This window comes from Cupriavidus sp. IK-TO18, assembly GCF_015549295.1.
Classification (GTDB): Bacteria; Pseudomonadota; Gammaproteobacteria; order Burkholderiales; family Burkholderiaceae; genus Cupriavidus; species Cupriavidus oxalaticus_A.
Genome location: NZ_JADGMP010000030.1, coordinates 1 through 22267, shown reverse-complemented (window position 1 = coordinate 22267; position 22267 = coordinate 1). Strand labels below are relative to the sequence as shown.

The following is a 22267-nucleotide window of genomic DNA, read 5'->3' as shown; positions in this document are numbered from 1 at the left end:
GGGCTTCGTTCCCGTTCAGCGGTCCACCATCAGCCGCTCGACCGGCTTGCCGTTGAGCAGGTGGCTGTCGATGATTTCATCGATGTCGTGCTCGTCCACATACGTGTACCAAATTGCCTCGGGGTAGACCACCAGCACCGGCCCGAGTTCACACCGGTTCAGGCAGCCCGCCTTGTTGATGCGCACGCGGCCTTCGCCGCCGGCGATGCCGAGTTCCTTGCAGCGCTTCTTGGCGTATTCCTGCATGGCCTTGGCGTTGAAATTGGCGCAGCAGTTCTCGCCGGCCTCGCGCTGGTTCAGGCAGAAGAAGACGTGGTGCTGGTAGTAGCTGCTCATGCGATGCGGTGACAAGGAGGGCGGGCCCGCGCGGCGGCACGACCGCGGGACGTTGAACGGAAGCTCGGAATTATACGGCGTCACGGCGGCACGCCCGCGCCTTCCGGCACCCGCGCAACGCCATTGACCGCGCATGCCGGCCGCGCAGGTGGCGCCTCGGCCACCTTTGCCCGCGCCGGCATTCCGAATCCCCGGAAGCCGGGATTCCGGATTTCCGGAATCCCGGAGGCCCCGCGTCTTGGCAAGACCCGCGTTTCCTTGTGAATCAATCAGTTAACGATACCGGTTGGACTGGCATGCCGGTTGCAAATTCCCGTCCCTGAACGCGCCGCAACCGTGACGGCGCGCGCCCGCGGCGCCATCGCCCCGGGTACGGTCAACACCGAGGACGACACCATGAAGAAACCCTTCTACAAGATCCTGTATGTGCAGGTGCTGTTCGCCATCCTGGTCGGCATCCTGCTGGGCCACTACTGGCCCGATACGGGCGTGGCCATGAAGCCGCTGGGCGATGGCTTCATCAAGCTGATCAAGATGATCATCGGCCCGATCATCTTCTGTACCGTGGTGACCGGCATGGCCGGCATGAGCGACATGAAGAAGGTCGGCCGCGTCGGCGGCAAGGCGCTGCTCTACTTTGAAGTGGTGTCGACCTTCGCGCTGCTGATCGGCCTGGGCGCCGCGCACCTGCTCAAGCCGGGCGTGGGCTTCAACATCGACCCGTCGACGCTGGACACCAAGGCGATCGCGCAATACGTGTCGAAGGCGCACGGCCAGAGCACGGTCGAGTTCTTCATGCACATCATCCCGGAAACGGTCTTCAGCGCCTTCGCCAACGGCGACATCCTGCAGATCCTGCTGGTGTCGCTGTTCTTCGGCGCCGCGCTGGCCACGCTCGGCGAACGCGCCCGCTTCGTGGTGCAGCTGATCGAGCAGGTCTCCAAGGTGTTCTTCCACATCGTGCACGTGATCACCAAGGTGGCCCCGATCGGCGCCTTCGGCGCGATGGCGTTCACCATCGGCAAGTACGGCCTGGGTTCGCTGGTGCCGCTGCTCAAGCTGATCGGCACCTTCTACTTCACGGCCATCATCTTCGTGCTGGTGGTGCTGGGCACGATCGCGCGCATGACCGGCTTCAGCATCGTGCGCTTTATCTCGTACATCAAGGAAGAGCTGCTGATCGTGCTTGGCACCAGCTCGTCCGAGGCCGCGCTGCCGCACATGATGGAGAAGCTGGAGAAGCTGGGCTGCTCCAAGTCGGTGGTGGGCCTGGTGGTGCCTACCGGCTATTCGTTCAACCTGGACGGCACCAACATCTACATGACGATGGCGGTGATCTTCATCGCGCAGGCGACCGGCATCGAACTGACGTGGATGCAGCAGCTGACCATCCTGGCGGTGGCGATGATCACCTCCAAGGGCGCCAGCGGCGTGACCGGATCGGGCTTCATCACGCTGGCCGCGACGCTGGCGGTGGTGCCGACCATCCCGGTGGCCGGCATGGTGCTGATCCTGGGCATCGACCGCTTCATGAGCGAGTGCCGCGCGCTGACCAACATCATCGGCAACGGCGTGGCCACGGTGGTGGTGTCGGCGTGGGAACGCGAGCTTGACCGCAAGCGCCTGGCGCAGGTGCTGCAGGGCGGCGGCGATGCCGGCGATCTGGCCCAGGCCGGCCAGGGCGCCCGCTAAGTACACCGCTGCGCGGGCGGCTGCATCGGCGTCTGCCCCGGCCGCCCGCCAGCGGGTATCATCGGCACGACAGCCCTTGCGCGCGCCGATGCCCCATTCCGACGATTTCCTAGCCGTGCATGATCCTGCCGCCACCCGCGCGGTGCATGCGCCGGACACCGGCAGCAGCCGGTGGTGGGTCTTCGCCGCCGCACTGGCGGCCGGGCTGCTGCTGTTGTGCGGGCTGACCTGGCTGGTGTCGTTCCAGCGCGGCCTGGCCGCGCTGCAGCAGAGCACCGCGACGCGTGCCGACCGCTACGCCGCCACCCTCGAAAGCACCCTCGACCGCTACGAATTCCTGCCCGCGCTGGTGTCGCTGCACCCCTTCGTGCGCGGGCTGCTCGAATCCCCAAACGACCCGACGCGCGTCGCCGCCGCCAACCAGTACCTGGAAGAGGTCAACCGGCGCGCACATGCTTCGGCCACGTACGTGATCGCGGCCAACGGCATCGCGCTGGCCGCCAGCAACCATGGCCAGCCCGGCAGCTTCGTCGGCACCGACTACCGCTTCCGTCCCTACTTCCAGATCGCCGCGGGCGGCAGGATGGGCCGCTTCTACGCCATCGGCATCACCAGCGACGAACCCGGCTATTACCTCGCGCAACCGGTGGAATCCAATGGCAAGGTCGTCGGCGTCACCGTGGTCAAGCTCAACCTGGAGTGGTTCCAGCGTGCCGGCAGCGGCGCCGAGCCGCTGATGGTCAGCGACGACCACGGCGTGATCTTCCTGTCATCGGTGCCGGCCTGGCAGTACCGCACGCTGCAACCGCTGCCGCCGGCATTGCAGGCCGAGATGGAAAACACGCGCCAGTACCACGGCCGCGCCGTCACGCCGCTGCCGCTGGAGCCGCTCGACTCGCTCGTCACGCGCTGGCTCGCGCAGACCACGCTGGGCGCCAACGCGCGGCTGGTGCGCGTGCGTGACGACTCGCCCGCCGCCCGCACCACTTTTACCCCCGACGCCACCGCGCGCGCCGACCGCTACCTCGAACTGGGCCGCACCGTGGGCCCGGCCGACTGGACCATGCAGGTGATGGCGCCGCTGGAGCCGGTGCTGGCCAACGCGCGCAACGCCACCGTGGCCGCGGCGCTGGCCTATGCCTGCATCTGCCTGCTGCTGGTCAACTGGCGCCAGCGCCGCCAGCGCGCGCGCGACGTGCAGTACAGCCGCCGGCTGCTGGAAGCGGCCTACGACGAACTGGAGCGCCGCGTGGAAGCGCGTACCGCCGACCTGATGGCGATCAACGAGAAGCTCGAGGAACAGGTTGCCGAGCGCACCCGCGCCGAAAGCGAGCTGCGCGCGGCGCAGGACGAACTGGTGCAAGCCAGCAAGCTGGCCGCGCTGGGACAGATGGCGGCCGGCATCACGCACGAGCTGAACCAGCCGCTGGCGGCGCTGCGCACCTTCTCGGACAACACCCGCGTGCTGCTGGAGCGCGGCCAGCTGGCCGCGGCAGAAGGCAACCTGGCTGCCATCGCCGACCTGACCGAGCGCATGGGCAAGATCACCAGCCAGCTCAAGCTGTTCGCCGGCAAGGCGCGCCCGGTGCGGCGGCCGGTGGTGGTGCGCACGGCGCTCGACCACGTGCTGGCGCTGCTGGCGCCGCGGCTGGGTGCGGTGAAGGTCAACGTGGCCGGCCTCGACGAACAGCCCGGCCTGTCCGTGCGTGCCGACGAACTCAAGCTTGAGCAGGTGCTGCTGAACCTGATCGGCAATGCGCTCGACGCCATCGCCTCGGCGGCGCCCGCGCAAGGCCGCATCGACATCGAGGTGCAGACCAATGCCGGCACCAACGGCGGCACCAACAGCGGCACCATCACCCTCGCCGTGCGCGACAACGGCACCGGCATCGCGCCGGAAGCGCTGCCGCGCCTGTTCGAGCCCTTCTTCACCACCAAGGAAACCGGGCAGGGCCTGGGGCTGGGGCTGGCGATCTCGTCATCGATCGTGCGCGAGTTCGGCGGCCAGCTCAGCGTGGCCAACATGCCCGGCGGCGGCGCGCAATTCACGCTGGTGCTGGCAGGCGCGCCGGCCAGCTCCGGCGCGAACGAGGCGCTGCCGGTTTCCACTCCCCAATGAGCATTGCCATGCAAGACGGTCTGCGTGTCCTGTTTGTCGAAGACGAGCCGCTGGTGCGGCAGGCTACCGCGCAAAGCCTGGAGCTTGCGGGCTTTACCGTGCTGGCGCTGCCTTCGGCAGAAGCCGCCATGCCGCATCTGCATGCGGGCTTTCCCGGCGTCGTGGTGACCGACGTGCGCTTGCCCGGCGCCAGCGGGCTTGACCTGCTGCAGCACTGCCGCAATGCGGCGCCAGGCGTGCCGGTGGTGCTGGTGACGGGGCATGGCGATATCACGATGGCCGTGCAGGCGATGCGTGAAGGCGCCTATGACTTTATCGAGAAGCCGTTCGGAGCCGACCGGCTGACCGACACCGTCCGTCGCGCACTCGAGCGGCGCGCGCTCGAACTGGAGAACCAGGCGTTGCGGCGCGAGCTGGCTGGTCCCGCGGCCGGTACGCGGATCATCGGGCGTTCGCCGGCGATCGAGCAGGTGCGGGCTCTGGTTGCCAACGTGGCCCCGACCGACGTGCCGGTGATGATCAACGGCGAGACCGGCACCGGCAAGGAGCTGGTGGCACGCAGCCTGCATGCGCTGTCCGGCCGCGCCGAGGGGCCTTTTATCGCGCTGAACTGCGGGGCGGTGCCTGAGGCCATCTTCGAGAGCGAGATGTTCGGACATGAAGCTGGTGCCTTCACCGGCGCAGGCAAGCGACGTATCGGCAAGCTGGAGCATGCTTCGGGCGGCACGCTCTTCCTCGACGAGATCGAGAGCATGCCGCTGGCGCTGCAGGTCAAGCTGTTGCGGGTGCTGCAGGAAGGAACGCTGGAGCGGCTGGGGTCGAATGCGTCGGTGAAGATCGATGTGCGGATCGTGGCGGCGGCTAAGGGGGATATGGATGCGCTGGTGGCGCAAGGTTCGTTTCGTGAGGACCTCTATTACCGGCTGAATGTGGTCACGATTGCGCTGCCTCCGCTGCGGGAACGGCGCGAGGATATCGTGGCGTTGTTCGAGCATTTCATGCTGGTGGCGGCGGTACGTTATCAGCGGCCGGCGCCGATTTTGTCGGAGGCGCAGCGGCAGGGGCTGCAGCAGCGGCCTTGGCCTGGGAATGTGCGGGAGTTGCGGAATGCGGCGGACCGGCTGGTGCTGGGGGTGCCTGAGGGCGGGCAAGCGGGTGCGCATGCGGCGACTGCGGACGAGACCGCGCCGCTGCGGGAGAGGATGGAGCGGTATGAGCGGGCGGTGATTGCCGATGCGCTGGCGCGGACGGGGGGTGCTGTCAGTCAGGCTGCTGATTTGCTGCAGGTTGGCAAGGCTACGCTGTATGACAAGATCAAGCGGTATGGGCTTTGATGTTGGCTTGTCATTGGCTGTTCACCTTGTTGCCATGTGGGCGTCACATTGGTTTTCTATGCTTCGTGGGCGGTTGTGGCATTGGCAGGTGCCCTGCCGGCTGTATCAGTCTTCGTGGTAATTGATGGCCCCGCGGTTTATGCGGGGCGTTTTTTTGTGGGCTTATTAGGTGCATGTCGCTGTTGATGACATGCTGTCGGCGGTTGAACCGCCTGGTTCCGCCCTCCTGGGCGGGTCACTTTTTGTCCGAGCGACAAAAAGTAACCAAAAAGCGCGTTTACGGCCCTGCGGGCGGCCACTCTTATCGTAGTATGCGGCGGTTTTCGTACGGGGCTTTGCTTCGTTGCAGGGCAGGACTGCCTGACGCCCTGGTGCGCCACGATGGCTCGGGATAGCAGCGATGTTTGAACGAGCCCAGAGCTGGGCGTGGCCCCTGCTGCGGGCGGCATGGTAGGAACGCCTTCGGCTGCGCTGCGCGCCGGCCCTAAGGGCAAGGCCGCCGCCCCACGTCCTCGCCCGGGCTTCGGGCCCGGCGTCATTCACGACGGCGCTGTGCGAGCGCAGCGACGCACTCCGTGCCCGAGCCCTAAATCACAGGTACTGCCGGCGCGCAGCGCAGCCGAAGGCGTTCCTGTGTTGACGCCGGCAGCAGGCGGCCTACGCCCGGCATGGGGATTGTCCAATAGTGGGTCGACGCAGCCACTATCCCAGACTCACCTGGCGTAGCAGGTCCGAACCACCAGCCACATCGAACGGAAATCACCACCGCCCGACCCACCCACGCCGCCAAATTGATAGCCAGCCGCTCAGGCGACGCGTTTTTTGGTTACTTTTTGTCGCTCGGACAAAAAGTGACCCGCCCAGCAGGGCGGAACCAGGCGGTTCAACGGCCACAGCATGTCATCAACAGCGACAGCGGACGCTTAAACAGCCGCCAGCATGTCACCAACAGCAAGCCACCGCCCCCAATAACGCCAACGACTTCACAACCACCCCACATTCCCCTCACCCAGCAGGACAACACTGGAGAACCCTTCATCCAGAAGCACCTCCAAAGATGCCATCCTTCGACTACGACCTAGTAGTATCCGGCGCCAGCTTCGCCGGCGCAGCCTGCGCCCTGGCGGCCGCCCGCGCCGGCCTGCGCGTCCTGGTCCTCGAACGCAAACCCGACCCCGGCGAAAAACTCCACACCACCGGCATCCTCGTCAAGGAAGCCATCGAACAAACCTGGCTGGGCCGCGCCCCCCGCCGACTGCATACACCGCGTTGAACGCGTGCGACTCTATTCTCCACGCTTGCGCAGCCTCGACCTGGCCGCCCCAGGCTACTACTTCCACACCACCGATACCCCCAACCTGATGCGCTGGCTGGCCAACGAGCTGGTGCGCCACGGCGCCACGCTGCGCCTGGGCCAGTCGTTCGTCCGCGCTACGCCACGCCATGGCGGCTGGCACGTGACCGGCGTCGGCACCACCCGCTACCTGGTCGGTGCCGACGGCGCCAAATCGCGCGTGGCGCAATGCGCAGGTCTCGGCCGCACCCACGATTTCCTGTATGGCATCGAATACGAATTCCCGGGAATATCCCTGCCCGATCCCGTCATGCTCCATTGCTTCATCACCCGCCGCTTCGCGCCCGGCTACATAGGCTGGATCGCACAGAATCCCACCGGCGTCCAGGCCGGCCTGGCGCTGCGCTACTTGCCCCGTCACGGCCGCGCTCCCGACCTCGACGGCCTGCTCGCCCATGTACGCGCCCGCGCCGGACTGCCTGAACTGACGCAGCCCGCCGCCACGCGCGCCGGCCTGATCCCGTGCGGCGGTCCCGCCATGCCACTCGCGCGCGACGGCGTGATCCTGACCGGCGACGCGGCCGGCATCGTCTCGCCGCTGACCGCCGGCGGCATCCACTACGCCTTCGCCCATGGCGAATCCGTTGGCAAAGCCATCGCCGAACACCTGCTGCACAACGGCCCGGCGCCGGAAGCCGTCGCCACCGGCAGCGCGCCACGCTTTCGCGGCAAGCGCGCGCTGCGCTGGATGTTCGACCGCTTCCAGTGCGACTGGCCCTTCGACCTGATGCTGTATTCACCGCCGCTGCGCTGGGCCGCCGAGCAGATCTACTTCCACAAGCGCGGCGGCGACCAGGCCGCGCCGCCGCCGCGCACCGTGCCCAGCCTCTGACGTGGACTAGAATGCCGGGCATGGGACAACCGCGCATCCTGGTGGTGGAAGACGAGCAAGCCATCGCCGATACCATCCTCTACGCCCTGCGCACCGATGGCATGCAGGCCGAGCACTGCACGCTGGGCAGCGCCGCGCTGGCGCGGATGCGCGCCGATGCGGCCGACCTGGTGATCCTGGACGTGGGCCTGCCCGATGTGAACGGCTTCGAGGTCTGCCGCACGCTGCGCACGTTCTGCGATGCGCCGGTGATCTTCCTGACCGCGCGCCACGAGGAGATCGACCGCATCGTCGGTCTGGAAATCGGCGCCGACGACTACGTGGTCAAGCCGTTCTCGCCGCGCGAGCTGGCCGCGCGCGTGCGCGCCATCCTGCGCCGCGCGCGCGGCGTGGCCGCACCCGCTGCCGCCGATTCCGGCTTCACCCACGACGCCGACGGCGCACGGCTGGCCTACCGCGGCCGCTGGCTGGACCTGACCCGCTACGAATACCTGCTGCTGGCACTGCTGGTGGCACACCCGGGCCGCATCTACACCCGCGCCCAGCTGATGGAACTGGTCTGGCAGGACGCGCTCGACACGAGCGACCGCACCGTCGACACCCATGTCAAGACGCTGCGCGCCAAGCTGCGCGACGCCACTCCGCAAGGCGAAGGCGCGGAGCGCATCCGCACCCACCGCGGCATGGGCTATTCGCTCGATCCCGTGCAGGCCTGAGCGCGCATGCGGATCGGCCTGCGCATCTTCTTTGGCTTCTTCTTCATCGTCGGCCTGGCGACGGTGCTGACGCTGCGCGTGTTCGTGCAGGAGGTCAAGCCCGGCGTGCGGCAGGCGATGGAAGACACGCTGATCGACACCGCCCACGTGCTGGCCGCGCTGGCCGCTGACGACATGAAGGCCGGCCACATCGCCGACGGCGACTTCGCGCGGCGCATGGCGGCGCTGCGCCAGGCGCCGGTCAATGCCGACGTATGGGGCCTGCACAAGGACAGCATCGGCTACCGCGTCTATGTCACCGACGCCGGCGGCATCGTCCGCTACGACTCCACCGGCACCGACGTGGGCCGCGACTACTCGCGCTGGAACGATGTCTACCTGACGCTGCGCGGCCAGTACGGCGCGCGCAGCACGCGCAGCGATCCGGAGGACGAGGCCAGCACCGTGATGTACGTGGCCGCTCCCATCCGCGACGGGGACCGCATCGTCGGCGCGCTCACCGTGGCCAAGCCCAATGCCGCGATGGCGCCCTTCATCGCGCGCAGCCAGCACCGCATCCTGCTGTACGGCGGGCTGCTGATCGGGACCGCGTGCGTGATCGGCCTGGCCTGCACGCTGTGGCTGGTGCATGGCCTGCGCCGGTTGCGCGGCTATGCGCGCGCGGTGGCCGCCGGCGAGCGCGCCGAGATGCCGCTGCACGGCACCAGCGAGCTGGCCGAACTGGGCCGCGCGGTGCAGGGCATGCGCGAGCGGCTGGAAGACAAGCAGTATGTCGAGCACTACATCCACACGCTGGCGCACGAGATGAAGAGCCCGCTGGCGGCGATCGGCGGCGCCGCCGAGCTGCTGCAGGAAGACATGCCGGCAACGGACCGCGAGCGCTTCGTCGCCAATATCCGCGCGCAATCGGGCCGGCTGGAAACCATGATCCGCAAGCTGCTGGCGCTGGCGGAGGTGGAACAACGGCAACGGCTGGAAACCCGCGAGCCGGTGCGATTGGGCGAGCTGCTGGCCCAGCTGTGCGCCGAGCTGGAACCGCGCGCGCGGCAGCGCGGCGTGGTGCTGCGGCTGGAGTCGCCGCCGGGTCCCGACGTGGCGGCGGGCGACCCGTTCCTGCTGCGCCAGGCCGTCGCCAACCTGCTGGAAAACGCCATCGACTTCGCCCCCCGGGACAGCGCCATCGCGGTAGCGCTGGAACGGCGCGGCGCGCAGCTGGCGATCACCGTGGCCGATCATGGCCCCGGCATCCCCGAATACGCCCTGCCGCGCGTGTTCGAGCGCTTCTACTCGCTGCCGCGCCCGCAGGGCGCCGACAAGAGCACCGGCCTGGGCCTGTGCTTTGCGCGCGAGGTGGCGGCGCTGCATCATGGCAGCGTGATGCTGGCCAACCGGCCGGGCGGCGGCGCGCTGGCCGAACTGACGCTGCCCGCCGGCTGACCCGCCTGCCATGGCGCGCAGGATCGGCATAGACTTGGGCTTCTAGCGACGCACGCCAGAAACTCCCTATAATCGAACGACCGTTCATTTAGGGCACGACCAGCGTGCCCACCAGTGGTTCAGGAGACACCATGCCCGCCGCCAAGCAACTGCCCCAGGCCCTGCAGAACCTGGCCCTGCCCGTGATTGCCTCGCCCATGTTCATCGTCAGCTATCCCGAGTTGGTGCTGGCGCAGTGCAAGGCCGGCATCGTCGGTTCGTTCCCCGCGCTCAATGCGCGCCCGGCGGAGCTGCTCGACGAGTGGCTGACGCAGATCGAGCAGGAGCTGGCCGCCTTCAGGGCCGCCAACCCCGGCGCGCCGGTGGGACCGGTCGCGGTCAACCAGATCGTGCACGGGTCCAACGCGCGGCTCGAGCATGACATCAAGGTCTGCGTCGAGCACAAGGTGCCGATCTTCATCACCTCGCTGCGCGCGCCCCCCAAGGAGCTGATCGACGCGGTGCATAGCTACGGCGGCATCGTGCTGCACGACGTCATCAGCCTGCGCCATGCCGAAAAGGCGATCGAATCCGGTGTCGACGGCCTGATCCTGGTCGCGGCCGGCGCCGGCGGCCATGCCGGCATGCTGTCGCCGTTCGCGCTGGTGGGCGAGGTGCGCAAGATCTTCGATGGCCCGATCGCGCTGTCGGGCTCGATCGCCACCGGCGAGGCAGTACTCGCGGCGCAGGCCATGGGCGCCGACTTCGCCTACGTGGGCACGCGCTTCATCGCCTCGCAGGAGGCGCACGCGGCCGAGACGTACAAGCGGTCGATCACCAGCTCGGCCGCCGCCGATATCGTCTACACCAACCTGTTCACCGGCGTGCACGGCAACTACATCCGCGAGAGCATCAGCAACGCGGGCCTGGACCCTGACAACCTGCCGGTGGCCGACAAGACCAAGATGGACTTCTCCAGCGGCAGCTCCAAGGCCAAGGCATGGAAGGACATCTGGGGCGCCGGCCAGGGCGTGGGCCAGATCCACGACATCCCCAGCGCTGGCGAAATCGTCGCGCGCATGAAAGCGGAGTACGATGCGGCCAAGGCGCGACTCGGGATTTCGCGCTGACCGATCCATCACCGGGGCCGCTTAGCGGCCCTTTGTTCGACCATTGCCCCCTTCCGCCCCTGACCTTTCGCCCGATCCTGAAGCCGTGCTGAGCCACCGCCAGCGCGTGCTGCGCGCCGTCTGGGTGGCGCTGGGCGGGCTCTTCCTGCTGCTGGGCGTGATCGGGATCTTCCTGCCGGTACTGCCGACCACGCCGTTCGTGCTGCTGGCCGCGGCGTGCTTCGCGCGCGGTTCGCAGCGCTTCCACGGCTGGCTGATGGGGCATCCGCGCTTCGGGCCGCTGGTCAACGACTGGCAGCGGTATCGGAGCATTCCGTTCAAGGCGAAATGCCTGGCGCTGTCGATGATGTGGGTGTCGATGGGAACGACGGCATGGCTGCTGCGCGGGCGGCCGGTTGCGTCGGCCGCCTTGCTGGCTTGTGCGGTGGGGGTGAGCGTGTGGATGGTCCGGTTGCCGACGCGGCCTGCGGAGGGGGGAAAGTCTTGAGGCGTTTGGTCTGTCGACGCCTATCACCCCGTTGACGCGCCGGCCAGCGCTTCAACGAAGTCAGACCCTCGCAAGGCAAGCCCTTCACTCATACCGCCGCGCATCCTCAATCACCTTCCCGTCCTGCGGCAACGACCCCGCCGCCACGAACGCCACCTCCCCGCGCAGGCGCATCACCTCGCGCAGCGACTCGGCCACCGCGCGCTGCAGTTCCGCATCCTCGCGCGCTGCCTCGCAGCGCAACGTCATCACGTCCGCGCCGGGATCGCCGGTCACCACCAGCCGCGCGGCGCGGATTTCCGGATGGCGGCGCAATACGTCGGCCACCTGCCCCGGATGCACGAACATGCCCTTGACCTTGGTCGCCTGGTCCGCGCGTCCCAGCCAGCCCTTGAGCCGGATATTGGTGCGCCCGCACGGGCTCGGCCGCTGCGAGGACTCCGCCACCACCGCCGACAGGTCGCCGGTGCCGAAGCGGATCAGCGGATAGTCGCCGTTGCCCAGCACCGTCACCACCACCTCGCCGGTCTCGCCTTCAGGCATGGGCCGCGTGCCGCCCGGCTCGACGATCTCGACCAGCACGCCCTCGTCCACCACCCAGCCGTCGCCGCCCTCGGTCTCGTAGGCGATCAGCCCGAGATCCGCGCTGCCGTACATCTGCTGAACGCGCACCCCGCGTTGCTGGAACCACGCGCGCAATGACGGCGGCAGCGCCTCGCCGGAGACCAGCGCCTTCGTCAGGCTGGTGCAGGGAAGTCTCATCTCGTCGCCCCGTTCCAGCAGCAGCTTCAGGAACGATGGCGTGCCAGCGTAGGCCGCAGGCTGCAGGCTGGCCAGCGCCTGCACCTGCGACTCGGTCTGGCCGACGCCCGCCGGGAACACGCAGCAGCCCAGCTTGTGCGCGCCGGTCTCCATCATCATGCCGGCCGGCGTGAAGTGGTAGGAAAAGGTGTTGTAGACCAGGTCGCCGGCACGGAAGCCCGCGGCGTGCATGGCGCGCGCCGTGCGCCACCAGTCGGCGTCGTGGCCGTCGGGCTCGTGGATCGGGCCCGGTGACTGGAACACATGGCGCAGCCTGCCCAGCGGCGCCGCATTGAGGCCGCCCAGCGGCGGCAGCGCGCGCTGGCGTGCGGTCAGGTCGGACTTGCGCGTCACCGGCAACGCCGCCAGCGCCTCGCGCGAGGTCAGCGAGCGCGGGTCCACGTCGCGCAGCAGTTCGGCGAAATACGGCGCATTGTCGCGCGCGTGGGCCACCTGTCGTGCCAGGGCGGCAAGAAGCGCCTGCTCGCGGACTGCCGGCGCGCGGGTTTCGAGCGAATCGAAGTATTCGGGCATGGTGCTGTTGCGTCAGGGAAGGATGCGGATTGCCGCCGCGCCGGTGGCAGCCCGCCACGGCGCGTCGGCAAAGCCAGGGATAAACCGCGCGGCGCTATGCCAGCCAGCGCTTGCGCCGGCGATAACTCTTCACGTCGCGGAAGGACTTGCGCGCGCCACCATCCGCGTCGTTGGCGGCCACGCCCAGGTAGAACTCCTTCACGTCCTCGTTGGTGCGCAGCGACTCGGCGTCGCCGTCCATCACCACGCGGCCGTTTTCCAGGATGTAGCCGTAGTCGGCATAGCGCAGCGCCACCATGGTGTTCTGCTCGGCCAGCAGGAAGCTGACCTTCTCGCGCGAATTCAGGTCTCGCACGATCTCGAAGATCTCCTCGACGATCTGCGGCGCCAGGCCCATCGACGGCTCATCGAGCAGGATCATCGCGGGCTTGGCCATCATGGCCCGGCCGATCGCGCACATCTGCTGCTCGCCGCCCGAGGTATAGCCCGCCTGCGACTTGCGGCGCGTCTTCAGGCGCGGGAAGTAGTTGTAGATCTTCTCCAGCTCGTCGCGCGTCTGCGAGCGCGACAGGCCGCGCGTATACGCGCCGGTGAGCAGGTTTTCCTCGATGGTCAGGTGCGCGAAGCAGTGGCGCCCTTCCATCACCTGGATCACGCCGCGGCGCACCAGGTCGTTGGGGGTGAGCTGGTCGACGCGGTCGCCGCGATACTCGATGGTGCCCTTGGTGACGTCGCCGCGCTCGGCGTGCAGCAGGTTGGAGATCGCCTTCAGCGTGGTGGTCTTGCCCGCGCCGTTGGCGCCGAGCAGCGCCACGATCTTGCCTTCCGGCACTTCGAGCGAAACGCCCTTGAGCACCAGGATCACGTGATCGTAGATGACTTCGATGTTGTTGATGGACAGGAGGCTCATGGTGCGGCTCGGGTTGGTGTTGCGGTAGCTCCGGATTTCACATCCGTGTCGGCTTACCCCCCTCTCCATTTGGGAGAGGGGAGCAAACCTTCAGGATTCAAAGGGCATCAAGACTTCGAGCACCCCGGCGTAATCCCCTTCTCCTTCGCGTACTGCGCCGCCGTGGCCTTGAACAGCGGGTGGATCAGTCCCTTGTTGCCCTCGATCCAGTCCGACACCACCACCCACTTGCTGCCGTCCCATTGCTGGATCTTTACCTTGCCCGAACCCTCGTGGTTTTCGCAGCTGGTCTTGATCTCGGGCAGCAGGCCGGTGGCACCCAGTTGCTGCAGGCGCGCGTTGGTCAGGTTCAGGTTCTCGAACGCCCAGCGCATCTGCTCGCCGGTCATGGGCTTGCCCTTGCCGAACTTGGCCTGCGCCACGCGCACCGCTTCCACCGTTACCACCGCCGCGGAAACGCCGCGGTTGTACAGCACCGAACCGATCTTGCTCTTGTCCTGCATGTTCCCCTTGCCGGCGCCGTACACGACCTTCTCGATGTCGGAAATCAGCGGCACGCTCTTGCCCGCGACGTTCCAGGTCGCGCTCATGTAGCCCTTGGAGGCATCGCCCGCCGGCACCGTGTCTTCCTCGGAGCCCGCCCACCACGAGCCGATCATCTTCTCGCGCGAGAAGCCCACCTTCTGAGCGGCCTTCAGCGCGGTCTGGTTCATCACGCCCCAGCCCCAGAAGATCACGTAGTCGGGATTCTCCTGGCGGATCTTCAGCCACTGCGCGCCCTGCTCGTTGCCCGGGTGCGCCACCGGGATCTCGACGAGGTTGAACTTGTTGAGCCTGGCCTCGGCCTGCAGCGCCACGATCGGCTCCTTGCCATAGGCCGAGTCGTGGTACAGGTAGACGATCTTCTTGCCGGCCAGCGAGCCTCCGCTCTTGCTCGCCAGGTACTTGACGATGGCCGAGACCTGCATCTGGTACGTGGTCACCAGCGGGAACGCATACGGGAACACCGAGCCATCCACGGCGTCGGTGCGGCCATAGCCCATCATCACCAGCGGCACCTTGTCGGCGGCGGTCTTGTCGACCAGCGCGTAGGAAATGCCGGTGGACATGGCGTGGTACGCGGTGCCCTTGGTGGTCGCGTTCTTGGCCTTCAGGCGTTCATAGCACTCCACGCCCTTGGCGTTGTTGTACTCGGTCTCGCACTCTTCCCAGCTCAGCTTGACGCCGTTGACGCCGCCGTCCTTCAGGTTGACGTAGTTGAGGTAGTCGATGAAGCCGCCATACCACGACTGACCGTTGGCGCCATATGGCCCCACGCGATAGCTCGGCAGCGCGACGAACTGCTCGTTGCTTTGCGCCAGTGCCGGCACCGCCGGCGCCAGCAGTGCAGCCGCGGCGCTGACCACCAGGGCGGCGCGTTGCACGTTACGGATCAGGTTGGTCATGACAGTCTCCTTCGCCCTCGGTGGGGCGTTTCGTTATGCGTAGGCTTCAGTACTTCACTCAGGACCTGCGTTCAGACAATAAGACCCCGCTCCGTCAGTGCGGGAACGGCCACAGCCTCAGCTTCTCCTTGGCGATCTGCCACAGCCGGGCCAGCCCGTGCGGCTCCACGATCAGGAAGAAGATGATCAGCCCGCCGAATACCATCAGCTGGATGTGCGACACGGTGGCGTTGGTAAAGGGAAGGTGCAGCAGCGACGCCAGCGGCGGCAGCACGTTGTCCAGGAAGATCGGCAGCAGCAGGATGAACGCCGCGCCCAGGAACGAGCCCAGGATGCTGCCCACGCCGCCGATGATGATCATGAACAGCACGCGGAACGACAGGTCCAGCGAGAAGCCGTCCGGCTCGACCGAGCCCAGGTAGCAGAACGCATACAGCGCGCCGGCCACGCCGCAGTAGAACGAGCTGACCGCGAACGCCATCAGCTTGGTGCGCATCAGCGGGATGCCGATCACCTCCGCCGCCACGTCCATGTCGCGCACCGACATCCAGGCGCGGCCCGTCGCCGAGCGCACCAGGTTCTTGGCCACCAGCGCCAGCACGGTGACGATGGCTAGCACGAACAGGTACTTCTTCACCGGCGTATCGATGGCGATGCCGAATAGGTCCAGCCGCTGCGCCGTAATCACGCCCGACGAGCTGTTGTTGGAGAACCAGGGGAACTTGGTCAGCGCCCACACCACGAAGAACTGCGCCGCCAGCGTCGCCACCGCCAGGTAGAACCCCTTGATGCGCAGCGACGGCAGGCCGAACGCCACGCCCACCAGCGCCGCCGACAGCCCGGCCAGCAGGAACGACAGCAGCACCGGAATGCCTTCGATGCGCAACTGGAAGTTGTAGGCCGCGTAGGCCCCCACCGCCATGAAGGCCGCGGTGCCGAGCGACAGCTGCCCGGCATAGCCGGTCAGGATATTGAGCCCCAGCGCCGCCAGCGAAAAGATCAGGAACGGGATCAGGATGGCCGAGAACCAGTATTCCGATCCAACGAACGGGATCGCCACGAAGGCCACGGCCATCAGCACGGCAAAGCCGATGCGGTCCTGGCGGATCGGGAAGATCTGGCTGTCGGCAACGTAGCTGGTCTTGAACTGGCCGGCTTCACGATAAAACATGGCAAGTCTCCTGTGCGAAGTCGGTCAGACGCGGTCGATATGTTTCTCGCCGAACAGCCCTTCGGGCCGCACCAGCAGGAACAACAAGGCAAAGACATACGGGAACCACCCTTCGATGCCGCCGAAATTGCCGCCGAACACCGACTGGAACACCGGCGGGATGTAGATCTCGGCCAGCTTCTCCGACGCGCCGATGATCAGCCCGCCGACGATGGCACCGGGCACCGAGGTGAAGCCACCCAGGATCAGCACCGGCAGCGCCTTCAGCGCGGTCAGCGTCAGCGCGAACTGCACGCCATTGCGCGAGCCCCACAGCATGCCCGCCACCAGCGCGACGAAGCCGGCCACGCCCCACACGATCGCCCAGATGTTCTGCAGCGGGATGCCCAGCGACAGCGCGGCCTGGTGGTCGTCCGCCACCGCGCGCAGCGCGCGGCCGACCTTGGTGTACTGGAAGAACAGCGCCAGCGATCCCACCAGCAGGCCGGCAATGGCGGCTGCCGCGAGGTCGAACTTGGAGATGACGATGTTGAAAGTGGTCAGGATCGATTCGATCGGCTCGTCGACGATGCCCAGGTTGATCGGGCGCACTTCATTGCCGAACAGGAGCGGCCCCAGCCCTTCCAGGAAGAACGACAGCCCGATGGTCGCCATGAACAGCGTGATCGGCGGCTGGTTGACCAGCTTGCGCAGCACGAAGCGCTCGGTGCTCATGCCGACCAGGATCATCACGACAAAGGCGCCGATTACCGCCGCCCACATCGGCATGCCCTTGTCCATCAGCCCCACCACCGCCAGCGCGGCAAAGTAGACCATCGCGCCCTGCGCGAAGTTGAACACGCCCGAGGCCTTGTAGATCAGCACGAAGCCGAGCGCCACCAGCGAGTACATCAGGCCGGACAGCAGGCCGCCAAGCAGGATTTCAAAGAAGAACGTCATGGTGGAAAACCCCTCAGTGCGATGTGCCCAGGTACGCCTTGATCACGTCCGGATTGCCCTTGACCTCCTCGGGCGTGCCGTCGCCGATCTTCTTGCCGTAGTCGAGCACCACCACGCGGTCGGAGATATCCATTACCACGCCCATGTCGTGCTCGATCAGCACGATGGTGGTGCCGAACTGCCGGTTCACATCGAGGATGAAGCGGCACATGTCCTGCTTCTCTTCCACGTTCATGCCGGCCATCGGTTCGTCGAGCAGCAGCATCGACGGCTCGGCGGCCAGCGCGCGCGCCAGCTCCACGCGCTTCTGCAGGCCATACGGCAGGCGTCCCACCGGGGTCTTGCGGATCGACTGGATCTCCAGGAAGTCGATCACCTCCTCCACCTTCTGGCGGTGGCGCATCTCTTCATTGCGTGCCGGCCCCCACCACAGCGCATGCGCGAACAGCCCGGTGCGGAACTGCGTGTTGCGCCCGGTCATGATGTTGTCCAGCACCGTCATGCCCTTGAACAGCGCGATGTTCTGGAACGTGCGCGCGATGCCCTGCCGCGCGGCGGCGGTCGGGTGCATCTGCTTGCGCTCCTCGCCGCGGAACACGATGCGCCCCTGCTGCGGGTGGTACACACCGTTGATCACGTTCAGCATCGAACTCTTGCCGGCGCCGTTGGGGCCGATGATGGCGCGGATCTCGTGCTCGCAGACATCGAACGAGATATCGGTCAGCGCCTTCACGCCGCCGAACGACAGCGAGATATGCTGCAGGTCCAGGATCACCTCGCCGCCGGTGCGGGCGTGCTCGCCGGTGCGCTGCGCGTGCTGCGTGCCGGGTTGCGCGCCGCTGTCGTCCGCCAGTCCCGCCGGGGACAGCGGGCCCGCGGGCGCCATCGCGCCGCTGCCGCCGGCCGCACTTGCGTCGGTACGTGCGGTGCCGGTCCATTCCGGCTTGCCGCCGCCTTGCCAGGCCACTTGCGTCATGTTGATGCCTCCGCCCTATGCTCTTATGCCGCGCGCGCCGCCGTGGGCAGCCGCTTCGCATCGACCAGCTTCAGCGTGGCCGACACGCTGCCCTCGCGCCCGTCTTCGAACTTGACGCGCGTCTCGATGAACTGCTCGGACTTGCCCGCATAGAGCGCATCCACCAGCACGCCGTATTTCTCGGCGATGTAGCCGCGGCGCACCTTGCGCGTGCGCGTCAGCTCGTCGTCGTCGGGGTCCAGTTCCTTGTGCAGGATCAGGAAGCGCGCGACCTGCGAGCCGGCCAGCATGGGATCGTTGGCAAGGTCGGCATTCACCTGGTTCACGCATTCGCCGATCATCTCGATCACGTCCGGCTGCGCGGCCAGGTCGACATAGCCCGCATACGGCAGGTGGCGGCGCTCGGCCCAGTTGCCCACTGCCTCGAAATCGATGTTGATGAAGGCGCAGACCTGGTCGCGGCCATTGCCGAAGGCCACGGCTTCCTTGATGTACGGGAAGAACTTGAGCTTGTTCTCGATGTACTTGGGCGCGAACATCGCGCCGTCGGCCAGCTTGCCCACGTCCTTGGCGCGGTCGATGATCTTCAGGTGGCCGTCGGCGTCGATCACGCCGGCATCGCCGGTCATGAAGTAGCCCTCGTCGTTGATGGCCTCGCGCGTGGCGTCGTCGCGCTTGTAGTAGGACTTGAGCAGGCCCACGCCGCGCACCAGCACCTCGCCGTTATCGGCGATGCGGATCTCCATGCCCGGCGCGGCCGGCCCCACGGAATCGAACTTGACCTGCCCGTCGGGCTGCAGGCAAACGTAGGCGCAGGTTTCGGTCTGGCCGTAGAACTGCTTCAGGTTCACGCCGATGGAGCGGTAGAAGCGGAACAGGTCCGGCCCGATGGCCTCGCCGGCGGTATAGCCCACACGGATGCGGCTCATGCCGAGCACGTTGCGCAGCGGACCGTAGACCAGCGCTTCGCCCAGCGCATAGCGCGCGCGCTCCATGACGGACACCGGGCGCCCGTCGAGGATATCGGCGCCGCAGCGGCGCGCCACGTCCATGGCCCAGTGGAACAGCTTGCGCTTGATCCAGCCCGCATCTTCCATGCGGATCATCACCTGCGTCAGCAGGCCTTCATAGATGCGCGGCGGTGCGAAGTAATAGGTCGGGCCGATCTCGCGCAGGTCGGTCATCACGGTCTCGCGCGATTCCGGGCAATTTACCGTGAAGCCCGCCACCATCGCCTGCGCGTAGGAGAACAGGTTGTCGCCCACCCACGCCATCGGCAGGTACGACAGCACGTCGTCCTTCGCGGTTAGGCCGTCGAACGCGCAGCCGTTGCGCGCCGAGCCGATCAGGCCCGCGTGCGAGTGGCACACGCCCTTGGGCTTGCCGGTGGTGCCGGAGGTGTAGAGGATGATCGCGGTGTCGTCAGGCTGGCCCGCGGCAATCGCTTCGTCATAGAAGCCCGGATGCGCCTGGTCGTATTCGCGGCCCAGCTCCTGCAGCCGCTCGTACGACATCAGCGAGGGATGCTCGTAGTCGCGCAGGCCGCGCGGGTCTTCGTAAATGACATGGCGCACGGTGCGGCCGGACTCGGCCAGCTGCGCCTCGACCTCCAGCAGCTTGTCGACCTGCTCCTGGTCCTCGACGATGGCGAAATCGATCTCCGCATCGTTGAGCACGTACACCATCTCATTGGCGATGGCGTCCTGGTACAGCGGCACCGGCACGCCGCCCAGCGCCTGCGCCGCGGTCATCGCCCAGTACAGGCGGGGGCGGTTGTCGCCCACCACCGCCAGGTTCATGCCGCGCCTGAATCCGAGCGCGGCCAGACCACATGCCAGCGCCCTCACCTGCTGTGCCGCCTGGGCCCAGCTGTATGTCTGCCAGATGCCGAGATCCTTCTCGCGATAGGCCGGATGCTCCGGCCGCTGCTGGGCGTGTGCCAGCAGCCATCGCGGGAAGGTCGTCGCCGACGATTCCTGCATCGCTGTCTCCTGTCCCTCCGGCGTGGGGGTCCACGCCCGGTGTCAAGCGCCGGTCCGGTCGTTATACTTGGCTTGCTTTGCCCGGCGGCATCTGCCGCATCGCATCAAGCCCGTCTGTGCCTGGTCTGGAGGGGCCGGGGGAAGCGCCTTCTGCCTTCCCGGCGTGCCCTCTCTGGCACCCGCGGTTCCGTTGTGATCGTACGATAGCCCATGCCAACCACCCGGGTTGTCACGCCGGTGACAATTCCGGGTTAATCCCTACCGGAGCTTCTGCAGGCCATGCTGAACGATTTTGTCGACCGCTGCGTGTGGGCAGCAGACCTGAGCCCCGAGCAGCGCGAACGCGTGCGCCGCGCGATGTGCGTGCATGAATACAGCCAGGGCGATTACGTCTGCCACAAGGGCGACAGGGCCGAGCACTGGATGGGCGTGCTGGAGGGCATCGTCAAGATCACCACGGTCTCGCCCTCGGGCAAGTCGGTGACCTTTACCGGCGTGCCCACCGGCGGCTGGTTCGGCGAAGGCGCGGTGCTCAAGTCGGAGATCCGCAAGTACGACGTGATGGCGCTGCGCCGCTCGACCATCGCCTTCCTGCCGCTCGAGACTTTTCAGTGGCTGCTGGACACCAGCCTGCCGTTCACGCGCTTCCTGTTGACGCAGCTCAACGAGCGCCTGGGCCAGTTCATCGCCGCGGTGGAATACGAACGCTCGCTCGATATCGATTCACGCGTGGCGCGCGCGGTGTCGTCGCTGTTCAACGAGCACCTGTACCCTGGCATCGGCAAGACGCTGGAAATCTCGCAGGAAGAGATCGGCCTGCTCGCCGGCATCTCGCGCCAGCGCGCCAACCAGGCGCTCAAGGTGCTGGAGCAACAGAAGCTGGTGCGGGTGGACTACGGCGTGATCGAAGTGCTGGACCTGGACGGGTTGCGGCAGTACGGGGAGTAGCAGTGGCCACGGTCATCGACGCGGCCACGCTGCAGGCCTATCGCGAAACGCACTATCGCGTGCTGGGCGGCACGCCGATGACCTTGCGGGTAGACCAGGCCAGTGCGCCGCTGGCAACGCTGCACCAGGCGCTTGGCGTAGCGTGCAGCGGCTTCATTACGGCGGCCAACCCCTTCAGCCAGCGTTGCGACGACAACGCCAACGCGGCGCGCCAGCAGGCGCTGGCGCAGGACTTGGCGCAAATGGGATTGCGTGCGATCGAGGCCGCCGGCGAGCATCCCGCCAACGGCTGGCCGGCCGAGCCCAGCTTCCTGGTGCCGGGCCTGTCGCTTGAGGGGGCGCGCTCGCTGGGCGGGAAATACGGGCAGAACGCGGTGGTGTGGAGCGGCGCCGACGCGGTGCCGCGGCTGGTGCTGCTGCGCTGAGCGGCGGCACCTCACCCCCGCGGGCGCTCAGTGGCGATGGCCGTGGTGGCCATGACCGTGGCCGTGGCCGTGGCCGTGGCCGTGCCCATGGCGGTGGCCATGACCGTGGCGATGATGGCGGTGCCCATGCCACTCATGTCGCCCATACCAGCGGCGCCCGTCCCAGTAGCGGTCGCCATGCCAGCCGTGATAGCGCGGCGCATAGACCACCGGCGGCGGCGGCGCCACGTAGACCGGCGCAGGAGCAACATAGACCGGCGCGCCGATCTGCACGCCGACATCGACATGGGCCATGGCGGAACGGGCGGCAAGCAGCGACATCGCGCCCGCCAGCAGGGCGGCAACAAGAACCGGAGGCAGCATTGGATGTTTTGTCGTAATTGGAATGGGTGCACTGTACCCGGCATTCCTGTTACTGGATGCGGCGGAGTGTTTCCATTTATAACGAGGTGTAAGCGGGATTTGGCCAAGAGGTGGCCGATCCGGGCATGACAAGGGGCCGCACGCGGCGGCCCCACGGTGGTACGGCCAGCGTCACGCCAATACGGCGCAACGCGTCAGGTGCAGTAAATGCCGCCTGAATTACTTGCTGTAGACGTAGACGCCGCGGCCGGTCTTGCGGCCCAGGTAGCCGGCAGCCACCATCTCGCGCATCAGCATTGCCGGACGGTACTTCGGATCGGCGAATTCGGTGTACAGCACTTCCATCACGGCCAGCAT

21 protein-coding genes are annotated in these 22267 nt (G+C 67.1%); 11 read left to right on the top strand and 10 right to left on the bottom strand.

The genetic code is table 11. The features are described 5' to 3' along the window. Positions 1 to 15: 15 nt before the first annotated feature. A complete protein-coding gene (locus IPF36_RS22685) occupies positions 16 to 336 on the bottom strand; it encodes a ferredoxin (RefSeq protein WP_133093573.1) in 321 nt (106 codons plus the stop codon). A gap of 396 nt (positions 337 to 732) precedes the next feature. On the opposite strand from IPF36_RS22685, the gene IPF36_RS22680 reads away from it, so the two are divergent. The 9 genes from IPF36_RS22680 (at position 733) to IPF36_RS22645 (ending at position 11416) form a co-directional block, all read left to right on the top strand. After that, the gene (locus tag IPF36_RS22680; RefSeq protein WP_133094194.1) at positions 733 to 2028 is read left to right on the top strand and encodes a dicarboxylate/amino acid:cation symporter; all 1296 of its coding nucleotides are present in this window, start codon (positions 733 to 735) and stop codon (positions 2026 to 2028) included. An 88-nt stretch (positions 2029 to 2116) separates the two neighbouring features. Further along, a complete protein-coding gene (locus IPF36_RS22675) occupies positions 2117 to 4147 on the top strand; it encodes an ATP-binding protein (protein WP_133093572.1) in 2031 nt (676 codons plus the stop codon). An 8-nt stretch (positions 4148 to 4155) separates the two neighbouring features. Next, positions 4156 to 5481, top strand: coding sequence for a sigma-54 dependent transcriptional regulator (locus tag IPF36_RS22670; protein ID WP_133093571.1), 1326 nt, complete (start codon positions 4156 to 4158; stop codon positions 5479 to 5481). Between the two features lie 1057 nt (positions 5482 to 6538). Continuing rightward, on the top strand, positions 6539 to 6754 hold the full coding sequence (locus tag IPF36_RS35130; protein WP_368671183.1) for an FAD-dependent oxidoreductase: 216 nt from the start codon (positions 6539 to 6541) through the stop codon (positions 6752 to 6754). A gap of 4 nt (positions 6755 to 6758) precedes the next feature. Continuing rightward, positions 6759 to 7667, top strand: a complete 909-nt coding sequence (locus IPF36_RS22665) for an NAD(P)/FAD-dependent oxidoreductase (protein ID WP_368671182.1) — start codon at positions 6759 to 6761, stop codon at positions 7665 to 7667. Positions 7668 to 7678: 11 nt separating this feature from the next. Then, on the top strand, positions 7679 to 8383 hold the full coding sequence (creB, locus tag IPF36_RS22660) for a two-component system response regulator CreB (protein ID WP_276609602.1): 705 nt from the start codon (positions 7679 to 7681) through the stop codon (positions 8381 to 8383). 6 nt (positions 8384 to 8389) lie between these two features. Beyond that, entirely contained in the window at positions 8390 to 9820 is a 1431-nt protein-coding gene (gene creC / locus IPF36_RS22655; protein WP_135704302.1) for a two-component system sensor histidine kinase CreC, read from the top strand. A gap of 131 nt (positions 9821 to 9951) precedes the next feature. After that, positions 9952 to 10929 carry a nitronate monooxygenase family protein gene (locus IPF36_RS22650; RefSeq protein WP_135704300.1) on the top strand — a complete coding sequence of 326 codons (978 nt, stop codon included), beginning with the start codon at positions 9952 to 9954 and terminating at the stop codon, positions 10927 to 10929. Between the two features lie 85 nt (positions 10930 to 11014). Further along, the gene (locus IPF36_RS22645; protein ID WP_368671181.1) at positions 11015 to 11416 is read left to right on the top strand and encodes a YbaN family protein; all 402 of its coding nucleotides are present in this window, start codon (positions 11015 to 11017) and stop codon (positions 11414 to 11416) included. 84 nt (positions 11417 to 11500) lie between these two features. Here IPF36_RS22645 and IPF36_RS22640 read toward each other — a convergent pair whose 3' ends face one another. The 7 genes from IPF36_RS22640 to IPF36_RS22610 form a co-directional block, all read right to left on the bottom strand. After that, on the bottom strand, positions 11501 to 12751 hold the full coding sequence (locus tag IPF36_RS22640; protein ID WP_133093564.1) for a phenylacetate--CoA ligase family protein: 1251 nt from the start codon (positions 12749 to 12751) through the stop codon (positions 11501 to 11503). Positions 12752 to 12845: 94 nt separating this feature from the next. Next, positions 12846 to 13661 (bottom strand): ABC transporter ATP-binding protein, encoded by an 816-nt coding sequence (locus IPF36_RS22635; RefSeq protein WP_029046690.1) that lies wholly within the window; start codon positions 13659 to 13661, stop codon positions 12846 to 12848. 107 nt (positions 13662 to 13768) lie between these two features. Beyond that, complete coding sequence (locus IPF36_RS22630; protein ID WP_133093563.1) at positions 13769 to 15106, bottom strand: ABC transporter substrate-binding protein; 1338 nt, start codon at positions 15104 to 15106, stop codon at positions 13769 to 13771. A 94-nt stretch (positions 15107 to 15200) separates the two neighbouring features. Beyond that, positions 15201 to 16277 carry a branched-chain amino acid ABC transporter permease gene (locus tag IPF36_RS22625; RefSeq protein WP_133093562.1) on the bottom strand — a complete coding sequence of 359 codons (1077 nt, stop codon included), beginning with the start codon at positions 16275 to 16277 and terminating at the stop codon, positions 15201 to 15203. A gap of 24 nt (positions 16278 to 16301) precedes the next feature. Continuing rightward, positions 16302 to 17216: a branched-chain amino acid ABC transporter permease gene (locus IPF36_RS22620; protein ID WP_133093561.1), complete on the bottom strand. Its 915-nt coding sequence runs from the start codon at positions 17214 to 17216 to the stop codon at positions 16302 to 16304. A gap of 13 nt (positions 17217 to 17229) precedes the next feature. Beyond that, the gene (locus IPF36_RS22615) at positions 17230 to 18192 is read right to left on the bottom strand and encodes an ABC transporter ATP-binding protein (protein WP_133093560.1); all 963 of its coding nucleotides are present in this window, start codon (positions 18190 to 18192) and stop codon (positions 17230 to 17232) included. A 23-nt stretch (positions 18193 to 18215) separates the two neighbouring features. Then, entirely contained in the window at positions 18216 to 20174 is a 1959-nt protein-coding gene (locus IPF36_RS22610) for a long-chain fatty acid--CoA ligase (protein ID WP_135704296.1), read from the bottom strand. 279 nt (positions 20175 to 20453) lie between these two features. On the opposite strand from IPF36_RS22610, the gene IPF36_RS22605 reads away from it, so the two are divergent. Next, positions 20454 to 21122 carry a Crp/Fnr family transcriptional regulator gene (locus IPF36_RS22605; RefSeq protein WP_133093558.1) on the top strand — a complete coding sequence of 223 codons (669 nt, stop codon included), beginning with the start codon at positions 20454 to 20456 and terminating at the stop codon, positions 21120 to 21122. Positions 21123 to 21124: 2 nt separating this feature from the next. Next, the gene (locus IPF36_RS22600) at positions 21125 to 21547 is read left to right on the top strand and encodes a DUF3293 domain-containing protein (protein ID WP_135704294.1); all 423 of its coding nucleotides are present in this window, start codon (positions 21125 to 21127) and stop codon (positions 21545 to 21547) included. 27 nt (positions 21548 to 21574) lie between these two features. Here IPF36_RS22600 and IPF36_RS22595 read toward each other — a convergent pair whose 3' ends face one another. Together IPF36_RS22595 and IPF36_RS22590 are read right to left on the bottom strand one after the other, a co-directional pair. After that, positions 21575 to 21910: a hypothetical protein gene (locus IPF36_RS22595; protein ID WP_135704292.1), complete on the bottom strand. Its 336-nt coding sequence runs from the start codon at positions 21908 to 21910 to the stop codon at positions 21575 to 21577. 219 nt (positions 21911 to 22129) lie between these two features. Next, a partial coding sequence (locus IPF36_RS22590) for a 3-hydroxyacyl-CoA dehydrogenase family protein (RefSeq protein ID WP_255519881.1) occupies positions 22130 to 22267 on the bottom strand: 138 nt, incomplete at its 5' end.

What these genes read in the sequence shown, in the direction of transcription:
- IPF36_RS22650 (WP_135704300.1), top strand. Translation starts at nt 9,952, where the DNA reads ATGCCCGCCGCCAAGCAACTGCCCCAGGCCCTGCAGAACCTGGCCCTG.
- IPF36_RS22605 (WP_133093558.1), top strand. Translation starts at nt 20,454, where the DNA reads ATGCTGAACGATTTTGTCGACCGCTGCGTGTGGGCAGCAGACCTGAGC.
- IPF36_RS22685 (WP_133093573.1), bottom strand. Translation starts at nt 336, where the DNA reads ATGAGCAGCTACTACCAGCACCACGTCTTCTTCTGCCTGAACCAGCGC.
- IPF36_RS35130 (WP_368671183.1), top strand. Translation starts at nt 6,539, where the DNA reads ATGCCATCCTTCGACTACGACCTAGTAGTATCCGGCGCCAGCTTCGCC.
- creB (WP_276609602.1), top strand. Translation starts at nt 7,679, where the DNA reads ATGCCGGGCATGGGACAACCGCGCATCCTGGTGGTGGAAGACGAGCAA.
- IPF36_RS22595 (WP_135704292.1), bottom strand. Translation starts at nt 21,910, where the DNA reads ATGCTGCCTCCGGTTCTTGTTGCCGCCCTGCTGGCGGGCGCGATGTCG.
- IPF36_RS22670 (WP_133093571.1), top strand. Translation starts at nt 4,156, where the DNA reads ATGCAAGACGGTCTGCGTGTCCTGTTTGTCGAAGACGAGCCGCTGGTG.
- IPF36_RS22680 (WP_133094194.1), top strand. Translation starts at nt 733, where the DNA reads ATGAAGAAACCCTTCTACAAGATCCTGTATGTGCAGGTGCTGTTCGCC.
- IPF36_RS22625 (WP_133093562.1), bottom strand. Translation starts at nt 16,277, where the DNA reads ATGTTTTATCGTGAAGCCGGCCAGTTCAAGACCAGCTACGTTGCCGAC.
- IPF36_RS22635 (WP_029046690.1), bottom strand. Translation starts at nt 13,661, where the DNA reads ATGAGCCTCCTGTCCATCAACAACATCGAAGTCATCTACGATCACGTG.
- IPF36_RS22615 (WP_133093560.1), bottom strand. Translation starts at nt 18,192, where the DNA reads ATGACGCAAGTGGCCTGGCAAGGCGGCGGCAAGCCGGAATGGACCGGC.
- IPF36_RS22630 (WP_133093563.1), bottom strand. Translation starts at nt 15,106, where the DNA reads ATGACCAACCTGATCCGTAACGTGCAACGCGCCGCCCTGGTGGTCAGC.
- IPF36_RS22675 (WP_133093572.1), top strand. Translation starts at nt 2,117, where the DNA reads ATGCCCCATTCCGACGATTTCCTAGCCGTGCATGATCCTGCCGCCACC.
- IPF36_RS22620 (WP_133093561.1), bottom strand. Translation starts at nt 17,216, where the DNA reads ATGACGTTCTTCTTTGAAATCCTGCTTGGCGGCCTGCTGTCCGGCCTG.
- IPF36_RS22640 (WP_133093564.1), bottom strand. Translation starts at nt 12,751, where the DNA reads ATGCCCGAATACTTCGATTCGCTCGAAACCCGCGCGCCGGCAGTCCGC.
- IPF36_RS22610 (WP_135704296.1), bottom strand. Translation starts at nt 20,174, where the DNA reads ATGCAGGAATCGTCGGCGACGACCTTCCCGCGATGGCTGCTGGCACAC.
- creC (WP_135704302.1), top strand. Translation starts at nt 8,390, where the DNA reads ATGCGGATCGGCCTGCGCATCTTCTTTGGCTTCTTCTTCATCGTCGGC.